Origin of the sequence: Photobacterium toruni (assembly GCF_024529955.1) — a bacterium.
Classification (GTDB): domain Bacteria; phylum Pseudomonadota; class Gammaproteobacteria; order Enterobacterales; family Vibrionaceae; genus Photobacterium; species Photobacterium toruni.
This window is the reverse complement of record NZ_AP024854.1, coordinates 132,834-155,469: the sequence shown is the minus strand read 5'-3', so window position 1 is coordinate 155,469 and position 22,636 is coordinate 132,834. Positions and strand designations below refer to the sequence as shown.

At 42.5% G+C, this 22,636-nt stretch carries 23 protein-coding genes; 13 read left to right on the top strand and 10 right to left on the bottom strand.

Annotated elements, in window-relative coordinates:
• The first annotated feature begins 146 nt into the window (after nt 1-146).
• Nucleotides 147-1,427, top strand: a complete 1,281-nt coding sequence (waaA, locus tag OC457_RS00740) for a lipid IV(A) 3-deoxy-D-manno-octulosonic acid transferase (protein WP_080174319.1) — start codon at nt 147-149, stop codon at nt 1,425-1,427.
• A 3-nt stretch (nt 1,428-1,430) separates the two neighbouring features.
• On the opposite strand, the gene OC457_RS00735 is transcribed toward waaA, so the two are convergent.
• Complete coding sequence (locus OC457_RS00735; protein ID WP_080174404.1) at nt 1,431-2,159, bottom strand: 3-deoxy-D-manno-octulosonic acid kinase; 729 nt, start codon at nt 2,157-2,159, stop codon at nt 1,431-1,433.
• An 89-nt stretch (nt 2,160-2,248) separates the two neighbouring features.
• On the opposite strand from OC457_RS00735, the gene OC457_RS00730 reads away from it, so the two are divergent.
• Entirely contained in the window at nt 2,249-3,316 is a 1,068-nt protein-coding gene (locus tag OC457_RS00730; protein WP_080174318.1) for a glycosyltransferase family 9 protein, read from the top strand.
• Nucleotides 3,317-3,326: 10 nt separating this feature from the next.
• Nucleotides 3,327-3,812, top strand: coding sequence for a pantetheine-phosphate adenylyltransferase (coaD, locus tag OC457_RS00725; RefSeq protein WP_080174317.1), 486 nt, complete (start codon nt 3,327-3,329; stop codon nt 3,810-3,812).
• A 51-nt stretch (nt 3,813-3,863) separates the two neighbouring features.
• Here coaD and OC457_RS00720 read toward each other — a convergent pair whose 3' ends face one another.
• The 6 genes from OC457_RS00720 to radC all read right to left on the bottom strand — a co-directional run bounded on the left by OC457_RS00720 (nt 3,864) and on the right by radC (nt 7,828).
• Nucleotides 3,864-4,868 (bottom strand): NAD-dependent epimerase, encoded by a 1,005-nt coding sequence (locus OC457_RS00720; protein WP_080174316.1) that lies wholly within the window; start codon nt 4,866-4,868, stop codon nt 3,864-3,866.
• Nucleotides 4,869-5,000: 132 nt separating this feature from the next.
• Nucleotides 5,001-5,810 (bottom strand): bifunctional DNA-formamidopyrimidine glycosylase/DNA-(apurinic or apyrimidinic site) lyase, encoded by an 810-nt coding sequence (gene mutM / locus OC457_RS00715; protein ID WP_080174315.1) that lies wholly within the window; start codon nt 5,808-5,810, stop codon nt 5,001-5,003.
• Between the two features lie 23 nt (nt 5,811-5,833).
• On the bottom strand, nt 5,834-6,328 hold the full coding sequence (locus tag OC457_RS00710) for a hypothetical protein (RefSeq protein ID WP_080174314.1): 495 nt from the start codon (nt 6,326-6,328) through the stop codon (nt 5,834-5,836).
• Nucleotides 6,329-6,564: 236 nt separating this feature from the next.
• On the bottom strand, nt 6,565-6,732 hold the full coding sequence (rpmG, locus tag OC457_RS00705) for a 50S ribosomal protein L33 (RefSeq protein WP_005371942.1): 168 nt from the start codon (nt 6,730-6,732) through the stop codon (nt 6,565-6,567).
• Between the two features lie 13 nt (nt 6,733-6,745).
• Entirely contained in the window at nt 6,746-6,982 is a 237-nt protein-coding gene (rpmB, locus tag OC457_RS00700) for a 50S ribosomal protein L28 (protein WP_262054066.1), read from the bottom strand.
• A gap of 171 nt (nt 6,983-7,153) precedes the next feature.
• Nucleotides 7,154-7,828 (bottom strand): RadC family protein, encoded by a 675-nt coding sequence (gene radC / locus OC457_RS00695; protein ID WP_080174313.1) that lies wholly within the window; start codon nt 7,826-7,828, stop codon nt 7,154-7,156.
• Between the two features lie 237 nt (nt 7,829-8,065).
• On the opposite strand from radC, the gene coaBC reads away from it, so the two are divergent.
• From coaBC to slmA, 3 genes are all read left to right on the top strand, one after another.
• Entirely contained in the window at nt 8,066-9,280 is a 1,215-nt protein-coding gene (gene coaBC / locus OC457_RS00690) for a bifunctional phosphopantothenoylcysteine decarboxylase/phosphopantothenate--cysteine ligase CoaBC (protein WP_080174312.1), read from the top strand.
• A 9-nt stretch (nt 9,281-9,289) separates the two neighbouring features.
• On the top strand, nt 9,290-9,748 hold the full coding sequence (dut, locus tag OC457_RS00685; protein ID WP_080174311.1) for a dUTP diphosphatase: 459 nt from the start codon (nt 9,290-9,292) through the stop codon (nt 9,746-9,748).
• Between the two features lie 232 nt (nt 9,749-9,980).
• A complete protein-coding gene (gene slmA, locus OC457_RS00680; RefSeq protein ID WP_080174310.1) occupies nt 9,981-10,571 on the top strand; it encodes a nucleoid occlusion factor SlmA in 591 nt (196 codons plus the stop codon).
• Between the two features lie 90 nt (nt 10,572-10,661).
• Here slmA and pyrE read toward each other — a convergent pair whose 3' ends face one another.
• Together pyrE and rph are read right to left on the bottom strand one after the other, a co-directional pair.
• Complete coding sequence (gene pyrE / locus OC457_RS00675) at nt 10,662-11,306, bottom strand: orotate phosphoribosyltransferase (RefSeq protein WP_080174309.1); 645 nt, start codon at nt 11,304-11,306, stop codon at nt 10,662-10,664.
• 160 nt (nt 11,307-11,466) lie between these two features.
• Nucleotides 11,467-12,183, bottom strand: a complete 717-nt coding sequence (gene rph, locus OC457_RS00670) for a ribonuclease PH (RefSeq protein ID WP_080174308.1) — start codon at nt 12,181-12,183, stop codon at nt 11,467-11,469.
• A gap of 257 nt (nt 12,184-12,440) precedes the next feature.
• On the opposite strand from rph, the gene OC457_RS00665 reads away from it, so the two are divergent.
• The 7 genes from OC457_RS00665 to OC457_RS00635 all read left to right on the top strand — a co-directional run bounded on the left by OC457_RS00665 (nt 12,441) and on the right by OC457_RS00635 (nt 21,211).
• Complete coding sequence (locus OC457_RS00665; protein ID WP_080174307.1) at nt 12,441-13,304, top strand: YicC/YloC family endoribonuclease; 864 nt, start codon at nt 12,441-12,443, stop codon at nt 13,302-13,304.
• A 211-nt stretch (nt 13,305-13,515) separates the two neighbouring features.
• Nucleotides 13,516-14,142, top strand: coding sequence for a guanylate kinase (gene gmk, locus OC457_RS00660; protein WP_080174306.1), 627 nt, complete (start codon nt 13,516-13,518; stop codon nt 14,140-14,142).
• Nucleotides 14,143-14,193: 51 nt separating this feature from the next.
• The gene (gene rpoZ, locus OC457_RS00655) at nt 14,194-14,472 is read left to right on the top strand and encodes a DNA-directed RNA polymerase subunit omega (RefSeq protein ID WP_080174305.1); all 279 of its coding nucleotides are present in this window, start codon (nt 14,194-14,196) and stop codon (nt 14,470-14,472) included.
• 15 nt (nt 14,473-14,487) lie between these two features.
• Nucleotides 14,488-16,590 (top strand): bifunctional GTP diphosphokinase/guanosine-3',5'-bis pyrophosphate 3'-pyrophosphohydrolase, encoded by a 2,103-nt coding sequence (spoT, locus tag OC457_RS00650; RefSeq protein ID WP_080174304.1) that lies wholly within the window; start codon nt 14,488-14,490, stop codon nt 16,588-16,590.
• A gap of 124 nt (nt 16,591-16,714) precedes the next feature.
• Nucleotides 16,715-17,443: a tRNA (guanosine(18)-2'-O)-methyltransferase TrmH gene (trmH, locus tag OC457_RS00645; protein ID WP_080174303.1), complete on the top strand. Its 729-nt coding sequence runs from the start codon at nt 16,715-16,717 to the stop codon at nt 17,441-17,443.
• A 2-nt stretch (nt 17,444-17,445) separates the two neighbouring features.
• The gene (gene recG / locus OC457_RS00640; protein ID WP_080174302.1) at nt 17,446-19,527 is read left to right on the top strand and encodes an ATP-dependent DNA helicase RecG; all 2,082 of its coding nucleotides are present in this window, start codon (nt 17,446-17,448) and stop codon (nt 19,525-19,527) included.
• Between the two features lie 274 nt (nt 19,528-19,801).
• Nucleotides 19,802-21,211: a uracil-xanthine permease family protein gene (locus OC457_RS00635; RefSeq protein WP_080174301.1), complete on the top strand. Its 1,410-nt coding sequence runs from the start codon at nt 19,802-19,804 to the stop codon at nt 21,209-21,211.
• A 91-nt stretch (nt 21,212-21,302) separates the two neighbouring features.
• On the opposite strand, the gene envZ is transcribed toward OC457_RS00635, so the two are convergent.
• Nucleotides 21,303-22,634: a two-component system sensor histidine kinase EnvZ gene (gene envZ, locus OC457_RS00630; RefSeq protein ID WP_080174300.1), complete on the bottom strand. Its 1,332-nt coding sequence runs from the start codon at nt 22,632-22,634 to the stop codon at nt 21,303-21,305.
• Nucleotides 22,635-22,636: the final 2 nt, after the last annotated feature.

Here is a 22,636-nt window from a genome sequence, read left to right as displayed (position 1 = left end):
GTACCGCCGAGGTGAATGAGTCATCGTTGTGCTCTTTGTCCATAAAAGATAAAAACATTCTACCTTAATTAGTCGCAGAATCATCAAGCTGTAAGATTTTTGATTGCTGGTTATAATAGAGTTTTACTGTTACAGGTAGAGCCTTCATGCTAGTTCGCGTTATTTATACCCTACTATTAGCTTTAGCGGCTCCCATCTTATTATGGGGACTGTACCGAACCAAACCTGGCAAACCCAATTTTGGTACTCGTTGGAAAGAACATTTCGGCCTGACCCCTCGACTCACGCCTACTACAGCTCCTATTTGGATCCATGCAGCATCAGTCGGTGAAGCTATTGCGATCGTACCTGTTATCAAAGCACTTAAACAAAGCTATCCTGAACAAGCTATTGTAGTGACAACTACCACCAGCACTGGCGCTGAGCAAGTGGCTAAATTAGGTGACTTAGTTGAACATCGTTATATGCCAATTGATTTTTCGTGGTGTGTGCGTGGATTTTTAAAAACAATCAAGCCAAGATTATTGCTTATCGTTGAAAAAGAATTATGGCTCAATACATTAAGCTGTGTTCACCACCAAAAAATTCCGACGATCATTGTTAATGCACGCTTATCCGAACGTTCGGCAAAACGCTACCAATCGTTTAGTTTTTTTACTCGCCAATTAATCAATAAAATAGATAAAATTCTATGTTTACATGATGATGATGCCCAACGATTTATTGCCATTGGTGCTCAAAAAAATCAGGTGACGGTAACGGGCTCTATCAAATATGACATCAGTATTGCTGACACTGTTTTTGAGCAAGCACATCAACTGCGCCAACAACTCGGTAATCAACGCCCGATTTTTGTCGCAGCGAGCACTCATCAAGGTGAAGATGAACAAGTACTAGATGCCTATCAAACAGTGCTTCAACAATATCCTAATGCGATGGTAATTATTGTGCCTCGCCACCCTGAACGGTTTGATAGTGTGGCTAAACTCGGGCAAGATCGCGGTTTACAAGTCCATCGCCGTACTGACACCACACCAATAAAAGCGAACACTCAATTATACCTCGCAGATACGATGGGAGAAATGTTAGTCATGCTGGCTACTGCTGATGTAACTTTTATGGGGGGAAGTTTAGTTGGTGAAAAAGTGGGTGGACATAATCTATTAGAGCCAGCAGCGGTGGCGAAACCAGCCATTACCGGCCCAAGTTTTTATAATTTTGAAGATATTACTCAACAACTATTGGCTGCAGGTGCAATTGAAATTTGTCAAAATAGTCACCAACTCGCACAACAAATCATAATCTTATTTAATGATCCCGAGCGCCAACAAAAAATGGGCGCACAGGGTCAAAAGATCGTACTTGAAAACCAAGGTGCAGTGAAGAAAACTATTACCAATATTAGCCATTACTTAGCCGATGATTAACGCTTAGCTGATGGTAATACGAAGTTGATTTTTATGTGCATAGCCATCACACAAAGCAATCCAATCATCTTCGCACCACTTAATCGCACGTTTATCGACTTCTTTGAGAAAAGAGCGCTTTAAACGTGCTAAATTCTCGACTTTCCAATCATCGCCGTCGCGACAATCACATTTATCAAAATCAATCAGCCATGGGCGCTGACTATCGTCTAATAAAATATTATGAGCATTTAAATCGGTATGGCAGACTTGCAAATCATGCATTTTACCAATTATTTCACCAATATCATGCCACACTGTTGCCGCGACGGTGTGGCTTTGTAGCAATGCCACTAAATCACGACTATTAGCAACCTTCTCCACCAAAATATCCGCTTTATATGTCAGACCTTTTTTAACTGCACGCGCAGCTACGGGACGTGGCACATTAACCCCACCATCACGTAATAATTTTAATAATGCGAGCTCTGCCCCACTGCGAGTGGTATGCCAATTAGAGAACCAATAGCTGTCATTATTCACTTTAGCAAACAGCCCACCACGATGATAATGACGTAATGCCATCTCCAGTTTTTCATCGGCAACAAACCATGTTGTACCACGCCCCTCGGCGGAACCAATAACTGCATCACGCTGACGCCAATACTCAATATCAAAGCAACCATGCGGATCTGCACTTAGATAATCGCTATCAAACCAAATAGCCTGGTTGTTACTGATAATTTCCTGCACTACAGCCTCTCTCGCATTTATTGTTGAATATTTTACAATTTCAATGGCTAGCGGCATAATTCACCGACCACTTTTAATAAGGTAATCTCATGGCTCTATTCTCAACGCCACCACGTTCAATTTGTATTTTACGTTTATCAGCTATTGGTGACGTATGCCATGCGATTGCGGTTGTTCAAGCTATCCAACACCAGTGGCCAACGACTGAAATCACTTGGGTTGCTGGTAAAGTTGAGGCTCAGCTAATCAATGCCTTACCCAATATTAAGGTGATCAGTTTTGATAAAAAAGCTGGCTGGCATGGCATTAAACAGGTTTGGCAACAACTGAAATCATACCGTTTCGATGCGCTGTTAGATATGCAAGTTGCCCTACGTGCAAGTGTACTATCTTTAGGTATTAAAGCTAAGTATCGTATTGGGTTTAGTAAAAATCGCACCAAAGAAGGCCAATGGTTGTTTACTAATAAGCACTTACCCAATACTGACAGTGTTCATGTACTCGATAATATGGCTGATTTTGCGCGTTACATTGGTGTTCCCTTTTCTGCGCCAGAATGGAATATTCCACTTACTGCTGAAGATAACAGTATTGCTGAACAATATATTCAACAACCAACATTAGTGATCTCACCTGCGGCCAGTAAAGATGAACGTAATTGGCTTCCAGAACGCTATGCCGCTATTGCAGATTATGCGGTAACTAAAGGTTTGGCCGTTATATTGTGCGGTTCACCCACGGAGCGTGAGCAACAATTAGGTCAACACATTATTAGCCTTAGTAAGGCACCAATTATAAATTTAATAGGTAAAACCACCCTATTACAGCTTACAGCATTATTACGTGCCGCAACTGTTGTGCTCGCGCCAGATTCAGGTCCTGCACATTTAGCAACCACCCAAAATACATCTGTAATTGGACTTTATGGCCATAGCAATCCAGCGCGCACTGGACCATATTTATCACAGCCATATACTGTTAGTGTTTATCAACAAGTCGCAGAACAACATTACGGAAAACCATTAGGTGAGTTACCATGGGGAGCTCGCGTCAAAGGGAGCGATATCATGCCGCAAATTAGTGTTGCGATGGTCAGAGAAAAATTAGATAGTGTGCTTAAATCATCACCTGTAATATTAAATTCACAACCAAAATAAGTAACCCATTATGACAACTCGCGTTATCTACCCTGGCACTTTTGATCCAATCACTAACGGTCATCTTGATCTTATCGAGCGCGCAGCTGCAATGTTTGATCATGTCATTGTTGGTGTCGCTTTCAACCCTAGCAAAAAGCCGTTATTCAGTTTAGAAGAGCGAGTAGAGCTGGCTCAGCAAATTACAGCCCATTTAACCAATGTTGAAATTGTTGGTTTTTCAGGTCTACTTGTAAATTTTGCCAAAGAGCACAATGCTAATATTTTAGTACGTGGGTTACGAGCGGTGTCCGATTTTGAATATGAATTTCAACTCGCTAATATGAATCGTCGTTTGATGCCTGAGCTTGAAACGGTCTTTTTAACGCCAGCTGAAGAAAATTCATTTATTTCTTCAACCATTGTTAAAGAAGTCGCATTACATAAGGGGGATGTGAGTCAGTTTGTTGATCCAATGATAACACAAGCTTTGTTGGCTAAATTTACTCAATTATAATCAAAAAAAGGGAGCGTATTAACTCCCTCTCTGACTCAAATTATCATTAACTTATTTATTGTAATACTCACGGTACCAATCAACAAAAGCCTGCACGCCTTGTTTAACTTCAACCGCAGGCTTATAACCAGTTGCTGCAAATAAGTCGTCAGTATCAGCATACGTCATGTAAACATCGCCGGGTTGCATTGGCATAAAGTTTTTCTTTGCTTCAATACCTAACGATTCTTCCAAAGCTTCAACATAATCCATTAATTTAACCGGGCTACCATGGCCAATATTATAAATACGGTATGGTGCAGAGCTGGTTGCTGATGAATTAGCTTCAACTGTCCACTCAGCATTAGGCTGTGGGATCACATCCTGAATACGCATAACACCTTCAACAATATCGTCGATATAAGTGAAATCGCGGCTCATATTGCCATTGTTATAAATATCAATTTCTTTGCCTTCCATTATCGCATTGGTAAATTTAAACAACGCCATATCTGGACGGCCCCACGGACCGTAAACAGTAAAGAAACGCAATCCTGTCGTTGGAATACCGTAAAGATGAGAATAACTGTGTGCCATCAATTCATTGGCTTTTTTAGTTGCCGCATATAAAGATACTGGATGATCAACACTGTCAGCAGTATCAAAAGGCATTTTTTGATTTAAACCATACACAGAACTAGATGATGCATAAATAAAATGCTCTACTTTATGATGACGACAACCTTCAAGGATAGTCAAATAGCCAATTAAGTTACTATCACCATAAGCCATTGGATTATCTATTGAATAACGAACACCAGCTTGACCTGCAAAATGGATCACTCGATTAAATTTTTGTTCAGAAAACAAGTTTGCGATTGCATCGCGATCTGCAAGATCCATTTCAACAAACGTAAAATTAGAATGAGCAATCCGGTTTAAACGTGCATGCTTCAAAGCGACATCATAATAATCATTAAGATTATCAATACCAATCACTTGATGACCTTGGGCACATAAACGCTCAGTAACCGCGCTACCAATAAAACCAGCAACGCCGGTCACTAAATACTTCATTTTTAGTCCTTAATATATTGAAAAACCATTAACTATTTTCATAAATCATATGATAATAATAACAATGTTTATGCTTATTTTTGATCAAAAAAAGTGAACCTATCGTTAACTAAAAACGAATAACTATTTATTTTAACCCTGACACTTACCACAAAAAACAGTGGCTCTCTGGCCGAGTTTTATATCGATTAAAGGCTCTCTACAACGCGGACAAGGTTGCCCCCCTTTGCCATAAACTTGTAATTCTTGAGCAAAATAGCCCGGCTTACCATCGGCATTTTTAAAATCTTTTAACGTTGTGCCGCCTTGAGCGATTGCTTTTTTAAGTACCGTCTTAATTTCACTGACCAATAACTGTAATTTTAGAAATGAGACTTTTCCTGCGGGAGACTGTGGATCAATACCTGCCGCAAAGAGTGATTCATTGGCATAAATATTACCGACCCCAACCACAATGTGATTATCCATGATCAGTAATTTAATCGCTTTACGCTTTCCTTTGGCCTTCGCAACTAAATAATCCACATTAAAATCGTCACAGAGCGGCTCTGGGCCCATTTTCTCTAACACAGAATGGTTTTCCCCTATAGGTTGCCACAACCATGCGCCAAAGCGACGAGGATCGTTATAACGTAGAATTTCACCACTGCCTAAAACCACATCGACATGATCATGTTTTTCTACAGCAGAGCCCGCAGGTAAAATACGTAAACTACCCGACATACCAAGATGGACAATCGCATAGCCAATATCTGTTTCTAATAATAAATATTTTGCCCGTCGTGTGACTTTTCGAATCACTTGACCTTCGATGCTTTTAATTGCATCAGGGATCGGCCATCGTAAACGACCATTACGAATAATGATTTCAGTTACCGTTTGCCCAACAACATGTGGAGTGATCCCCATTCGCGTGACTTCAACTTCAGGTAATTCAGGCATCTTTCATCTTGCTCCAATAATTATTATTGTTTTGACGATAATGGCGGAAATAGAAAATCAGAATCAACCGTTACAGCGAGCCATTGCCCTGCACCATTATTGAATAGCCAAAAATGTGATAATTGATATGCGGTGATCCGTTGCGGTTGTGGCTGGCCGATAAACCACGCTTCTACAGTATGTGGCACGAGCAATTGTTTTTTTAATACTAATAGCTGCTCAGCACTCACTTTAGTTCCTTGCAATGTTTGCCAGCGACTGACAAAGGCTGCGATATCAGATCCAAGTGAAGGCTGGCTCTTCCAACCCGCCGCAGAATGCTGCAACGCTATTGTTGGTAACAATAGCTGTCGAATAATACGATCAGAGGCAAATAATGGAATTACTGCTGATGCTGGTATCGAGGACGTTGTTATAGCCAACCGTTCACGAATAAGCTCTGGAAGCCGTATAACAGCGATAAAAGCCAAAACACCAATAATGATAACGTTATTCCATCCCCGTCGCGTTAACCGCATTCTCAGGCGCTCCTATGCGCATTTACTTATGCTAGTTAAGATAACATTGCCATCAGCAATAACAACCAGCCATTACGTTATTGTTTCATCATGATAAATTAATTAAAGAATATTCAAGAATATTGAAAGTAGGAAAGTAGGAAAGTAGGAAAGTAGGAAAGTAGGAAAAGAATACCGAATTTTAAATATAAAAAAACCCAGCTAGGCTGGGTTTTTATCAAAGATTTAAAAATCAATTACTTGATTTTAGCTTCTTTGTAAAGCACGTGCTGGCGAACTACTGGATCAAATTTCTTGATCTCAAATTTGCCTGGCATGTTGCGCTTGTTCTTGTCGGTAGTGTAGAAGTGGCCTGTACCAGCTGATGATACTAGACGGATCTTCTCACGAATGCCTTTAGCCATTGTTCAAATTCCTCTAAACGTTCTCGCCGCGGACACGCATCTCTGCAAGAACGGCATCAATACCTTTCTTATCAATGATACGCATACCTTTAGCAGTAAGACGTAGTTTAACGAAGCGTTTTTCGCTTTCTACCCAGAAACGATGAATTTGCAGGTTCGGCAGAAAACGACGCTTGGTGGCATTACGTGCGTGTGAACGGTTGTTACCCGTTACAGGACGCTTACCAGTTACTTGGCATACTCGGGACATTACTGTCTTCTCCAAATCGTTTCGCTCGATATCTACCATGGAAATTTAATGTAAAATTCAATTTTACATATAACCACAGCTATCAAAGGTCGCGCATTATACTAAGTCAAAACCAGTTGCTCAAGTCCCGAGCAGATCCTTTCTCACTTTTTTTTTCGAAAATTGTCTATTTTATAGCCAACCGCGCTCAGCAAAGGAAATAACATCCCCTTCACCGACAACAAAATGATCCAGAACACGAATATCGACTAAAGCCAGCGAATCGCTGATCTTGCGGGTTATTCGATGGTCAGCCTGACTAGGTTCAGCAACGCCTGATGGATGATTATGCGCTAAAATTAACGCGGCTGCATTAAGTTCTAACGATCTTTTTACAACTTCACGTGGATAAACGCTCGCACAATCGAGTGTTCCTTCAAATAATACCTCACCTGAAATCACGCGGTGCTGATTGTCTAGGAATAGGATATAAAAGGCTTCGCGCTGTTTATGGCGTAATTTTTTAACTAAATATTGGCGAGTATTTTGTGGGTTTGTGAGCGCATTATCTTTTTTTAAAATTTCTTCTAAATATCGGTCACCCATCGCCAAAACTGCCTGTAAAAGTGCAAATTTTGCTGGTCCCAAACCTTTAACCTGACAAAAAGTCTCTTTATCTGCCGCCAGCAAAGCTCGCAATGAACCAAATTCTTGTAATAAATACGTCGCCAGTTCCAACGCATTCATCCCTTTAATGCCCGTACGCAAAAAAATGGCTAATAATTCGGCATCTGTTAGCGCATGACTACCATGAGATAATAATTTTTCTCGTGGCCGTGATGCTAATGGCAATTGCTTAAGCGACATATTCCCTCCGATATTGAACAATCACTAGCAAAACAGGCTATCGCTTTTATACAACCTAACAACCAAAGTTCCTTGAAAGCACCTCCAAAATTTATGATTAATGGCTCAGGTTACAACGCCAGAACCTTGCCATGATCACCTCTAAAGATAAAACGATGAGTTGCAGACAATGACCATTTATACGTTTGATGCTATCGTGTCTGCCAAATTTACTGGCTTCTAGACACAGGCAAAACCATGCAAACACTGGCAGGAAAAAAAATCCTTCTCGGCATTAGCGGCGGTATCGCTGCCTATAAATGCGCAGAGCTTACTCGTCGTTTAATCGAACGCGGTGCACAAGTCCAAGTCGTAATGACCAAAGCTGCACAAGAGTTCATTACTCCGTTAACGATGCAAGCGGTGTCAGGTAATCCCGTTGCAAGTAGCTTATTAGACCCTTCTGCTGAAGCCTCTATGAGCCATATTGAATTAGCTAAATGGGCTGACCTGGTTTTATTAGCTCCTGCAACTGCAGATTTAATTGCCCGTATCAGTGCGGGCATGGGGAATGATTTACTCTCAACGCTGTGTCTAGCCACTGACGCTCCAATTGCAGTCGCTCCGGCAATGAACCAACAGATGTACCGTAATATTGCGACTCAAGAGAATCTGGCGACGTTACAGCGTCGAGGAATGACCTTATGGGGACCGGCTAGCGGTGAACAAGCGTGTGGTGATGTTGGTCCAGGGCGAATGTTAGAACCGATGCAACTCGTCCACCATTGTGAAGCGTTCTTCCATCAAGAAGATCTTAGTGGTCTAACTATTATGATCACCGCAGGACCTACCCGTGAAGCGATAGATCCAGTGCGTTACTTAAGTAATTACAGTTCAGGTAAGATGGGATTTGCTATTGCAGAAGCCGCCGCTAAACGTGGTGCTAACGTGACCTTAATTAGCGGTCCAGTTAATCTTGCAACACCTGCTGGTGTCACCCGTATTGATATTAATAGCGCTATTGAAATGCAACAAGCCGCGTTAACTTATGCAGTAAAGAGTCAGATCTTTATTGCCTGCGCTGCAGTAGCCGATTTCCGTCCAGCACAAGTTGCAACGCAAAAAATGAAAAAGCAGGCTGGTAATGAAGAAATGGTGATTCAACTGGTGAAGAATCCAGATATTGTGGCTTCTATTGCAGCACTAACAGAACAGCGTCCCTTCACTGTCGGCTTTGCTGCTGAAACTCAAAATGTAGAGCATTATGCTCGTGGTAAACTAACCACTAAAAATCTCGACCTTATTTGTGCCAATGATGTCTCAGTTCAAGGCCAAGGCTTTAATAGCGACACTAATGCCTTACATTTATACTGGCCTAACGGTGATAAAGCATTACCATTAGCCACTAAAGCCGATCTTGGCCAGCAATTAATTACCGAAATTGTCGCCCTTTATCAACACGCCACGCACTAGAGCATTATTATGAATACTATCGATCTTAAAATTCTTGACCCTCGCGTTGGAACAGAATTTCCATTACCTGCATATGCAACAACAGGTTCAGCAGGGCTTGATTTACGTGCATGTCTTGATCAAGCATTAACCGTCGCGTCGGGAGAAACTCATTTAGTCGCCACCGGTTTAGCCATTCATATTGGCAACCCAAATCTAGCGGCAACGATTTTACCGCGATCAGGTCTTGGCCATAAACATGGTATCGTCTTAGGTAATCTTATTGGTCTAATCGATTCAGACTATCAAGGTCAATTAATGGTGTCAGTATGGAATCGTGGTGATACAACTTTCACTATTGAACCCGGTGATCGTATTGCACAGTTAGTTTTCCTACCCGTAGTACAAGCGCAGTTTAATATTGTGACTGATTTTGACGATGCAAGTCAGCGTGGTGAAGGTGGCTTTGGTCACTCAGGTCGTCAATAATACTATCGCAATCAATCAATTCCACTATACGGTTGATGTATAGGATAGTTTTGATGATAAAATAACCGATAACGATCAAGCACAAAGCGCAACTATTGAAGGTTGCGCTTTTTTTGCTGATAAACTGCATACATTTACCATCGATCGCTTTTCACAACGCAATGTCATCGCTAAGATAAGCGAGTTTCATGCTGTCCATGGGCAGTCTCATTTTGCAAAGGAACGATAATTCATGGCTGGCACCAAAAAAAGCAATCGCCGCGAAGAGATACTTCAGTGTCTTGCTCATATGTTGGAATCAAATCAAGGAAGCCAACGTATTACCACCAAAATGCTGGCGGCTAATGTTGGGGTCTCGGAAGCTGCACTCTATCGCCACTTCCCAAGTAAAGCACGGATGTTTGAAGGCCTGATTGAATTTATCGAAGATTCAATTACTACCCGTATAAACCGTATTCTTGATGACGAAAAAGACACCCTTACTCGTCTGCGTATGGTACTGCAACTGATATTAATGTTTGGTGAACGTAATCCTGGGCTGAGTCGCATCATGACAGGTCACGCACTGATGTTTGAACAAGATCGCTTACAATCACGCATTAATCAGTTATTTGAGCGCGTTGAATCACAATTACGTCAAATCCTTAAAGAGCGCAAATTGCGTGAAGGCAAAGGCTTTCCTATTGAGGAATCCATTTTAGCCGCCCAGTTACTTGGTCAAGTAGAAGGCAGCCTAAGTCGTTATGTTCGTTCAAACTTCAAATATAAGCCAACCGAAAACTTTGACGATTACTGGCAATTGCTTAGTGGTCAGTTAGGTTAACCAAACCGATAAACCACACGATAAAAAGCACCAAAAAAAGCGAGTGTCTATTGACCCTCGCTTTTTTATAATAGCTATCTAATTAAACGGTTATTCAACACCGTATTGAACACGGTATGCCGTTACAGCGGCTAGATGCTGCTCCATACCTGCTTGTTCACTTAAATAAGTCACCACATCACCTAGCGATACAATTGAAATTACCGCACAACCAAAATCACGCTCAACCTCTTGAATCGCAGATAATTCGCCCTGACCTTTTTCTTGACGATCAATCGCAACCAATACGCCCGCTAAATCAGCACCATTAGCTTTAATAATTTCCATTGATTCACGAATTGCCGTACCTGCGGTGATCACATCGTCAACCAACATAATGCGGCCTTCTAGTTCACTGCCGACTAAGTTACCTCCCTCACCGTGGTTTTTCGCTTCTTTGCGATTAAAACAATAAGGTGTATCAATATCGTGGTGATCTGCTAGTGCGACTGCCGTCGTCGTTGCAATTGGGATCCCTTTATACGCAGGGCCAAACAACACATCAAATTCAAGCTTGGCGTCAACCAATGCGGCAGCATAAAAACGGCCTAGACGCGCAAGATCACGACCAGTATTAAATAATCCCGCATTAAAGAAATACGGACTCTTACGGCCGGATTTCAGAGTGAACTCACCAAACTTCAATACGCCTTTTTCTAGGGCAAATTCGATGAACTGACGCTGATATGCTTTCATTGTGGCTCCTTAAACGACTTTCGTGTTTTACAATGTTGAAATAAAAACAACCTTTACACTACTGAGAGTGTAAAACTGTTGTTGCTAAAAATTATGACTATGCTTATAGCCCATAAAATTTAGATAAAAAAAAGCGGCTCCAATAGGAGCCGCTCAATAATTAATTTTCTAATACTTGTTTCTGCATCGAAATAATATCGGTTATGCCGTCTTTGGCTAACGCGAGCATTGCCAGCAATTCCTCATGACTGAATGCCTCACCTTCGGCGGTCCCTTGAATTTCAATCATCTTACCCTCTTCTGTCATGACAACATTCATGTCAGTTTCGGCAGCAGAATCTTCAAGATATTCAAGGTCACAAATTGGCTCACCTTTATAAATACCAACCGACACAGCAGCGACCATCCCTTTAAGCGGGCTTTTCTTAATCATACCTTTTTCAAGCATGTAATTAATCGCATCAACCAATGCCACCATTGCGCCAGTGATAGAAGCAGTGCGTGTACCACCATCAGCTTGAATCACATCACAATCAACGGTGATCATTTGCTCACCAAGCACTTTCAAATCAACCGCAGCACGTAAGCTACGCGCAATCAGACGTTGAATTTCCATGGTGCGCCCGCCTTGCTTACCGCTTGCGGCTTCACGACGGTTACGGGTATGCGTTGCGCGCGGCAACATACCATATTCTGCAGTCACCCAACCTTGGCCTTTACCTTTAAGCCAACGCGGCACATTTTCTTCAACACTGGCAGTACAAATTACTTTAGTGTTGCCAAATTCAACCAATACTGAACCCTCAGCATGGGCTGTATAGTTACGAGTAATTGTAATTGGACGAACCTGAGTGGCACTTCTTCCGCTTGGACGCATCGGGGATTCCCTTTGGCTGGATGATATTAATCGGCGATTATAGCGACATCTCAATCCCAGTGCACGAGAAAACCACCGTCATAATGATAGCTTCAACCTTGTTTTGCATTTACAACAGTAGCCCGCAATGGGCGATTTCGCATATAATGGTAGAACTCGGTTACGACGCACCGCTATCGTTATTAACAGACCAGACTTACCATTGAATATGCTCAGTCTCGCCGTCGAAACCATTATAACTAAAAGGTCACAAGCCAATGATCCATAGTATGACTGCTTATGCCCGTCGCGAAATAAAAGGCGACTGGGGTACTGCTGTGTGGGAAATCCGCTCAGTAAACCAACGTTATCTTGAAACTTACATTCGTATGCCCGAGCAATTCCGTAGCCTTGAGCCAGTATTGCGGGAGCGTTTTCGTAAGCGTTTAGCTCGCGGAAAAGTTGAATGTAACCTTCGTTATGAGGCTAACACGGCTGCCAATACTGAACTCACCATCAATGAAGCTTTAGCTAAACAAGTGATTCATGCGGCGCGTTGGGTAACAGAAACCGCTGGTGAAGGTAATATTGGTCCATTCCAGGTTCTTAACTGGCCCGGCGTGATGGAAGCACCCGAACAAGATTTAGATGTAATAAATAAAGATCTATTAGCAGGCTTTGAGCTTGCTATGGACGACTTTATTGCTGCTCGTGCAAGCGAAGGCGACAACATGAAACAGTTGATCGACCATCGTTTAGCGGCAATTTCAGCAGAAGCAATCAAAGTGCGCACATTAATGCCACAAATTATGGTGTGGCAACGCGAACGTATTATGTCGCGTCTTGACGAAGCTAAAGTTGATCTAGATAGTAACCGTCTAGAGCAAGAATTGATCATGCTGGCACAAAAAAGTGATGTTGCCGAAGAGCTTGATCGCCTTGATTCACACGTAAAAGAAACCAATAAAATTCTCGCTAAAGGTGGTGCATGTGGCCGTCGTCTTGATTTTATGATGCAAGAATTTAACCGTGAATCAAACACATTGGCATCAAAATCGATCAATACTGACGTCACTGCATCTGCGGTTGAACTGAAAGTATTAATCGAACAAATGCGTGAACAGATTCAAAATATCGAGTAATTATTTCTTACTCAAGCCTTCCAAGCTGATGCTATATCAGCTTGGAAAGTAGTTTGAAAATTTAGCTTTATTGTGAAAGATCATCAAAGCCAGCTAGGCTTAAGTTGGGTTGACATAATAAAAAGATGAATTTTCAAGCAATCAGCTAATTTCAATTATGCGCAGATCGTGATAATCTTCGCGCCCTTCTATCACTGAGTGAAAATAGGCAATGAGCAAAGGTACTCTATACATCGTGTCGGCCCCAAGTGGTGCTGGTAAATCAAGTTTGATTAATGCCCTTCTTGAAACTAACCCGACCTATGACATGAAAGTATCCGTGTCCCATACGACTCGTGGCATGCGCCCGGGCGAGGAAAACGGCGTTCATTACAATTTCGTTAGCGTAGAAGAATTTACTGACTTAGTAGCACAAGGGGCATTCCTTGAGCATGCCGAAGTGTTTAGTAATTACTATGGTACTTCACGTCCTTGGATTGAACAGCAATTAGATAAAGGCATTGATGTCTTTTTAGATATCGATTGGCAAGGTGCGCGTCAAATTCGCAAACTTATGCCTGCCGCTAAAAGCTTATTCATTCTACCTCCGTCAAAAGAGGAACTGGAGCGTCGACTTAATACTCGTGGTCAAGACAGCGAAGCTGTTATTGCCCGCCGTATGGAAGAAGCTCGTTCAGAGATCTCACACTATAACGAATACGATTATGTGATCGTTAATGACGATTTCGATGTCGCATTAATTGACTTTAAAGCAATTATTCGTGCAGAACGATTGAAGCAAGACAAGCAAACTGCTAAATATAGAAGCATGTTGACTGCGCTACTAGCAGATCAGTAAGTTATTTTGTACAATTTTCTATTCCTAATTTAATAACCACTGGAGTCCTCCATGGCACGCGTAACCGTTCAAGACGCTGTTGATAAAATTGGCAACCGTTTCGATCTGATCCAAATTGCTGCTCGCCGCGCACGTCAAATGCAAACCGGCGGTAAGGATCCATTGGTTCCTGAAGAAAACGACAAATACACAGTAATTGCACTTCGTGAAATCGAAGAAGGCCTAATTACTAAAGATATCCTTGATGCTCGCGAGCGTCAGGAACTGCAAGAGCAAGAAGCAGCTGAATTAGCTGCGGTAAGTGCTATTGCTGGCGACAATCACCGTTAATCAGGAAACCAGGCATTGTATCTTTTTGATAGCCTGAAAGAAGTCGCAACCAAGTACCTGTCGAAGCCTCAACTTGAGGTGCTTCGACAGGCTTATCTTGTTGCTCGCGACGCCCATGAAGGCCAAACTCGTTCAACAGGCGAGCCTTATATTATCCATCCCGTTGCGGTTGCCCGTATTCTGGCGGAAATGCGTCTTGATATTGAAGCACTGATGGCAGCGCTGCTGCATGATGTGATTGAAGATACCGAGGTCACTAAAGAGGATTTAGCCTGCCGCTTTGGCGATACAGTTGCCGAATTGGTTGATGGCGTCTCTAAACTTGATAAATTAAAATTCCGCGATCGCAAAGAAGCACAAGCTGAGAATTTTCGTAAAATGATCATGGCAATGGCACATGATATTCGCGTAATTCTAATCAAACTTGCCGATCGTACTCACAACATGCGCACGTTAGGGGCTTTACGTCCTGATAAACGCCGCCGCATTGCTCGTGAAACTCTTGAAATATACTCTCCGCTTGCCCACCGCCTTGGTATCCATAACATTAAATCCGAACTTGAAGAGCTTGGCTTTGAAGCGTTATATCCCAACCGCTACCGCGTCCTAAAACAGGTCGTTGCAGCTGCCCGTGGCAATCGTAAAGAAATGATCAATAAAATTCACGCTGAAATTGAGGGTCGCCTTAATGATGCGGGAATAGCAGCAGAAGTATCTGGCCGCGAAAAGAATTTATACTCTATCTACAACAAGATGAAGAATAAAGAACAGCGCTTTCATTCGATCATGGACATCTATGCTTTTCGCGTATTAGTCAACGATCTTGATACTTGCTACCGCGTTTTGGGTCAGGTACATAACCTGTATAAGCCTCGCCCAAGCCGTATGAAAGATTATATCGCCATTCCTAAAGCCAATGGCTATCAGTCGCTGCATACTTCTCTGGTTGGCCCGCATGGCGTCCCTGTTGAAGTTCAGATTCGTACTGAAGACATGGATCAAATGGCAGATAAAGGCGTTGCCGCGCATTGGACTTATAAAGACGGTGAAGCTCCAGGTACCACCGCCCAAATTAAAGCTCAACGTTGGATGCAAAGCCTACTTGAACTGCAGCAAAGTGCGGGAAGCTCATTTGAGTTTATCGAAAACGTAAAATCTGATCTTTTCCCTGATGAAATTTATGTTTTCACCCCCAAAGGCCGTATTGTTGAATTACCTGTCGGTGCAACCGCGGTTGATTTTGCCTATGCCGTTCATACAGATATTGGTAATACCTGCGTTGGCTCTCGCGTTGATCGTCAGCCTTACCCATTAAGTAAGCCACTGAAAAATGGTCAAACCATCGACATTATCAGCGCCCCCGGTGCTCGACCTAATGCAGCATGGCTTAACTATGTGGTGACCTCACGCGCGCGAACTAAAATTCGCCAAGTGTTAAAAACCATGCGTCGTGATGAATCCATTACCCTTGGTCGTCGATTACTTAATCATGCGCTAGGTGGCGTGAGTATGCAGATTATTGCTGCTGAAAATATCACTAAAGTCTTAAGCGATCTTAAACTTGAAACCATTGATGATTTACTGACGGAGATTGGTTTAGGTGAGCTAATGAGCGTGGTTATTGCGCGCCGATTATTAGGTAACGCTGACGAACTAACGGCTAAAAATAGCGATCGTCGACTACCTATTCAAGGTGCTGATGGTATTTTACTGACCTTTGCAAATTGTTGTCATCCGATCCATGGTGATCCGATTGTGGCTCATGTTAGCCCAGGCAAAGGCTTGGTTATTCACCGTGAAGAATGTGCCAATATTCGTGGTTATCGAAAAGAACCCGATAAGTACATGGCGGTTGAGTGGAGCGAAGATTTTGAGCAAGAATTTGTTACCAATCTCAAAGTCGACATGCAAAACCATCAAGGTGCATTGGCTGATTTAACCAATACTATCGCAGCTACTGGCTCAAATATTCAAGGTCTATCGACCGAAGAAAAAGATGGTCGGTTATATACAATTACTGTTCGCTTAACAACCAAGAGTCGTGTGCACTTGGCCAATATTATGCGTCGTATTCGTATCATGCCAGATGTAGTACGAGTCGCTCGCCAAAAAAATTAACATCATTGATCTAATGAGCTGTTGATAATATTAATAAAACGCCCACTTATGGGCGTTTTGTGTATTTGACTGCCAATCCATATTATTATAGTTCTATTCTTATTCTCGCAAATAGCCTAACTGTATGACCCCTGATCGCTTTCAACGTATTCATCAAGTCTTAGCCACACGTCAACCTGATCTCACCGTGTGTATGGAAGAAGTTCACAAACCCAATAATGTTTCTGCCATTATTCGTACTGCCGATGCGGTTGGCGTCCATAAAGTGCATGCTGTGTGGCCTAAAGAGGCCATGAAAGTATTGAGCCACACCTCTGCAGGTGCACGTAACTGGGTTGAACTTGAGACTCACGATACCATGGTCAATGCCGTTAATGCCCTTAAAGCTCAAGGAATGCAGGTACTTGCCACTAATTTATCAGCCACTGCGGTTGATTTTCGTGAGGTTGATTACACCAAACCAACCGCAATTATTCTTGGTGGTGAAAAAAATGGCATCACCGCTGAAGCATTAGCACTGGCAGATCAAGATATTATTATTCCGATGGTCGGCATGGTGCAATCTCTCAATGTCTCTGTTGCCAGTGCATTAATTCTCTATGAAGCACAACGCCAACGTCAAAATGCGGGCATGTACGATCGCACCACTACCTTACTTGATGATACTGTGGTTAATCGTATTTTATTTGAACGGGGTCATCCGGTATTAGCTAATGTTGCCAAACAGAAAAACTTACCGTATCCACAATTAGATGAGCAAGGACAAATTGTTGCTGACGAACAATGGTGGGCAGCGATGCAAGCGAAGAAAATCAAACGCCCTGTTACAACCAGCGTAATTAACAAGGACTAACCATGAGCGGACAACTCCTCAATACTATCGCCCTCACCGAACTGGCTGGTGTCGGCGCCAAAATGGCTGAAAAACTGCATAAAATTGGGCTGTATAACGTCCAAGATGTATTGTTTCACTTGCCACTTCGTTATGAGGATCGCACCCGTATTTGGCCGATTAATCGCGTTTCACCGGGACAATATCTAGCGGTTCAAGGTGAAGTGAGTCATTGCAGCATTCAGTTTGGCAAACGTAAAATACTAACCGTCAAAATTGGTGATGGTACCGGCTCGGTGACGTTAAAGTTCTTTAATTTTAATGCTGCAATGAAAAACAGTTTTAGCGATGGTAAACAAGTGAAAGCTTATGGCGAGATCAAAGGTAGCCAGTTTGGACTTGAAATTATTCATCCCGATTACCATCTTTTTTCTGAACCAACGGCACTTAGCGTTGAAGAAACGTTAACGCCGGTTTATTCCACCACCGACGGTTTACGCCAAGCGACATTACGTAATTTAACTGATCAAGCACTCGCTTTACTTGCAAAGTCGGCGGTGACAGAGTTACTCCCAGCGGGTCTTTATGATCAGCAAATGACCCTTGCCCAAGCCTTACAGATCATGCATCGTCCTACGGCTGATATTGCATTAGAACAATTTGATGCAGGCAAACATCCTGCTCAAAAACGACTTATTTTAGAAGAATTGTTAGCCCAAAATTTATCAATGCTGGCACTGCGCAGTAAAGGTCAGCAACATCATAGCTGGTCATTCGCGCCACAAGACACCCTCAAGCAACAACTGCTGGCAAGCTTACCTTTCACCCCAACAGGTGCACAACAACGCGTCGTAGCTGATATTGAAGCAGATCTTAGTAAGTCCCAACCAATGATGCGTCTGGTTCAAGGGGATGTAGGCTCAGGTAAAACCTTAGTAGCTGCGCTTGCTGCTTTGCGGGCAATTGAGCACGGTTATCAAGTGGCATTAATGGCACCGACTGAATTATTAGCCGAGCAACATACGTTGAATTTTTCCCAATGGCTCAACCCGATGGGAATTGAAGTCGGTTGGATGGCGGGCAAGCTCAAAGGTAAAGCACGCGAAAAAGAACTGGTTCGCATTGCCAATGGTGACGCAAAAATGGTGGTTGGTACTCATGCCTTATTTCAAGACCAAGTAGTATTTCAGAACCTTGCCTTGATTATTATCGATGAACAGCACCGCTTTGGTGTCCATCAGCGATTAGATCTGCGTGAAAAAGGATCCGCTAATGGTTATTACCCGCATCAATTAGTAATGACCGCAACCCCAATTCCTCGCACCTTAGCCATGACTGCTTATGCCGATATGGACACTTCAGTGATCGATGAATTACCGCCAGGGCGAACACCCATTCAAACCGTTGCGCTACCTGATAGCCGCCGCCCACAAATTATTGAACGCATTCGCGCTGCATGTCAGCAAGAAGGTCGCCAAACCTATTGGGTCTGTACTTTAATCGACGAGTCGGAAGTATTAGAGGCGCAGGCGGCTTCTGATACCGCAGATGAGTTAACACGGTTACTGCCCGATCTGACGGTTGGTTTAGTCCACGGTCGAATGAAGCCCAAAGAGAAACAAGCGATTATGGCAAGTTTCAAAGCTGGTGAAATCGATTTACTGGTCGCTACCACTGTCATTGAAGTGGGTGTTGATGTGCCTAATGCCAGTTTAATGGTAATTGAAAACCCAGAACGACTTGGATTAGCGCAATTACACCAGTTACGAGGGCGGGTTGGTCGCGGTAAGATCGCCAGTCATTGTGTATTGCTTTATCACGCGCCGCTAACCAAAACCGCTCAAAAACGCTTAGCTGTATTACGTGAAAGCAGCGATGGATTTGTGATCGCTCAGCGCGATCTTGAAATTCGTGGCCCCGGTGAATTATTGGGAACTAAACAAACCGGCATTGCTGATTTTAAAGTTGCCGATTTAGTCCGTGACCAATATTTAATTCCTCAAGTTCAAAAATTAGCCCGTTATATTCATGAACAATACCCTGATAATGCCAGCGCTATTATCGATCGTTGGATAGGTCAACGGGAAAATTACTCAAACGCTTAACGCTTCTTTGATCACGGTTATAACCACCAAAAGTAATTAACCGTGATTCACTTCCTCTTCATATTTAGACCTAACGATCCCAATAATCAAAAACAAAGCAAACGATTGCTATTTTCCAAAAGATAATTACAATAGCGGCAAAATTTCACCACTTAAATCTCTGCCAGTGTTGATTTGGTTCTGACTAACAGCAATCACAGATCGTCGCCAACAACACAAGCAATCGCCCATTCAGCGCGAATAATGGATATCAGAGAATCAGTTAGGATCATCTATGACCCAGCATCACACTAGCGCAACGCCAAAAAATTCTGATCTTATTTACCGTTTAGATGATAGACCGCCATTACCACAAACGCTCTTTGCTGCAACACAGCATTTACTCGCAATGTTTGTCGCCGTTATTACTCCATCACTGATCATTTGCCAATCACTTGGCTTACCCGCCAGTGACACTAACACTATAGTCAGTATGTCATTGCTAGCCTCTGGCATCGCTTCTTTTATTCAAATTAAAACCTTTGGCCCCATCGGTTCTGGTTTACTATCGATTCAAGGCACCAGTTTTAATTTCTTAGGTCCAATTATTGGCGCAGGCTTGGCACTCAAGGCGGGTGGAGCAGATATTCAAACCATGATGGCCGCAATCTTTGGCACCATCATTTTTGCCGCTTTTACCGAAGTATTTATTTCACGCATTTTGCAACACGCTCAACGTATCATTACCCCACTGGTATCAGGCATTGTAGTGACGTTAATCGGTTTAACGCTTATTCAAATTGGCTTGACCTCTATAGGCGGCGGCTACAGTGCCATTGCCGACGGTAGCTTTGGTAGCCTTGATAATTTGATGCTAGCAGGCACCGTATTAGGCTTTATTGTGTTACTTAATCGCGTTAAAAATCCTTACTTACGGGTATCATCGATTGTTATTGCGATGGCTGCCGGAACATTATTGGCATGGCTGTTAGGAATGATAAAAACCGATATTACCAGCGCGAATCCATTAATTGCGATTCCAATGCCAATGCAATATGGTCTCAGTTTTGATTGGGGATTATTGGTACCATTGATGATTGTATTTGCGGTTACCTCACTAGAAGCTATCGGTGATATTACAGCAACCTCAGAGACCTCAGAACAGCCAGTTAAAGGACCGTTGTACATGAAACGCATCAAAGGTGGTGTGCTTGCAGATGGTTTAAATTCAGCAATGGCAGCGGTATTTAACAGTTTTCCTAATTCAACCTTTAGTCAAAACAACGGCATCATTCAATTAACAGGGGTAGCTAGCCGCTATATCGGTTATTTTGTGGCTGGAATGTTAGTGCTATTAGGTTTATTTCCTGATGTCGCTAATTTGGTGCAATTGATTCCAGAGCCCGTATTAGGCGGCGCAACCATTGTTATGTTTGGTACCATTGCCGCTTCTGGTATTCGCATTATCTCTCGCTGTCATCTCGATCGTCGTGCTATTTTAATTATGGCATTGTCTTTTTCGATGGGATTAGGCATTGCTCAAAAACCTGAAATTTTGCAATTCTTACCTGAAATTGTGAAAAGTATTTTATCGTCAGGCATGGCCGCTGGCGGTATTACCGCAATTTTATTAAATATGATTTTGCCTGATGATAATGCCGAGTCCGTTGATCTGATTGATGAAGCAAAAGTAATCGAATCCTAATTAACAGCATAAATGCACAAAGCCCGCTTCAAATTGAGAGCGGGCTTTTTATTTAACAAGGGGATGCAACCAATACTGGCTTAAATCCTCATTATTTTAGTTTATGTAATGGCAAACTAATCTCTACTCTTAGACCACCTTCGCTACGATTACGCACCGAAATAGCCCCTTCGTTTTGATCAATGATCCGTTTCACTATCGCCAATCCAAGCCCTGTCCCTTCCGTTTCATTACCTCGTGCAGAATCACCACGAGTAAGCGGTTGAAACATTTTAGTGACCTGATCTGGCGCAATACCAGGACCATCATCTTCAACACAGAACCAAGCTGACTTACGATCAACAGACGCGCCACTAGATAGCTTGACCCAGCCATTGCCATAGCGTTGTGCATTAATCACCAAATTTGCCACTGCACGTTTCAATGCAACCGCATTTGCTAACACAATGCCCGGAATCGGCGTTAATTGCTGTTCAATAACATTGCCATAGCCACCTTCAGTATGCGCGACATCTTCTAACAACAGATTAAGATCAACATCTTCTTCATCTTGTTTTTTAGTCGATTTAAGATAATCCATAAATTGACTAATAATAGCGTTACATTCTTCGGTATCAGTGATCATCGAATCAGCTAAATAACTGTCCTCTGGTGACATCATTTCGGTTGCTAATCGAATTCGTGTTAATGGAGTGCGCAAGTCATGACTTACCCCTGCCATTAATAACGCACGATCATCTTCAAGTTGTTTGATCCCTTGTGACATTTGGTTAAATGCTTTCGTCACAGATCGAATTTCAGAGGCCCCTTGCTCAGGTAACTGTGGAGGCGTTTCACCACGTCCAACTTGCAACGCGGCTTGTTCTAGCTCAACTAACGGCCTATTTTGAATACGAATAAATAACCATCCGCCAGCAATCACTAAAAAAGCAATAATTAAGCTATAACGAAACAAAGGAGAAAAGTCATCTTCTTGCAGTTCCGATAATGGAATCCGCATTAAAGAGTTTGGCATCGCATCGGTTTTCATCCACAGCACATAACTATGAGCGCCGAGTAATAACCGCACATCAGTTGGTGAGTGCAATTCACGTGACATTTCTTCACTCAAATAACTGATATGAGTGGCATCATTAAATTCTGCTGCACCGGGTGAGTTTGGCGCATGTAAGGTTACACCTAACTCTTCAAGTAACTTGCGTCGAACGGGGCGATCAAGATAGATAGTTTGACCATTAGCCATCTTAATATTTTCTTTCAGCATTAATTTTACTTCGTACGCTAAAATACGATTAAACTGCTGAATACTAGGAAGAAGCGCGTAATTAACAATGGTCAGATATGAAAAAATCTGGCTTGAAATTAACAAGCCAGCTAATAATATCAGTGTTCGCGCAAAAGTACTTTTGGGCGATAACCGCATGG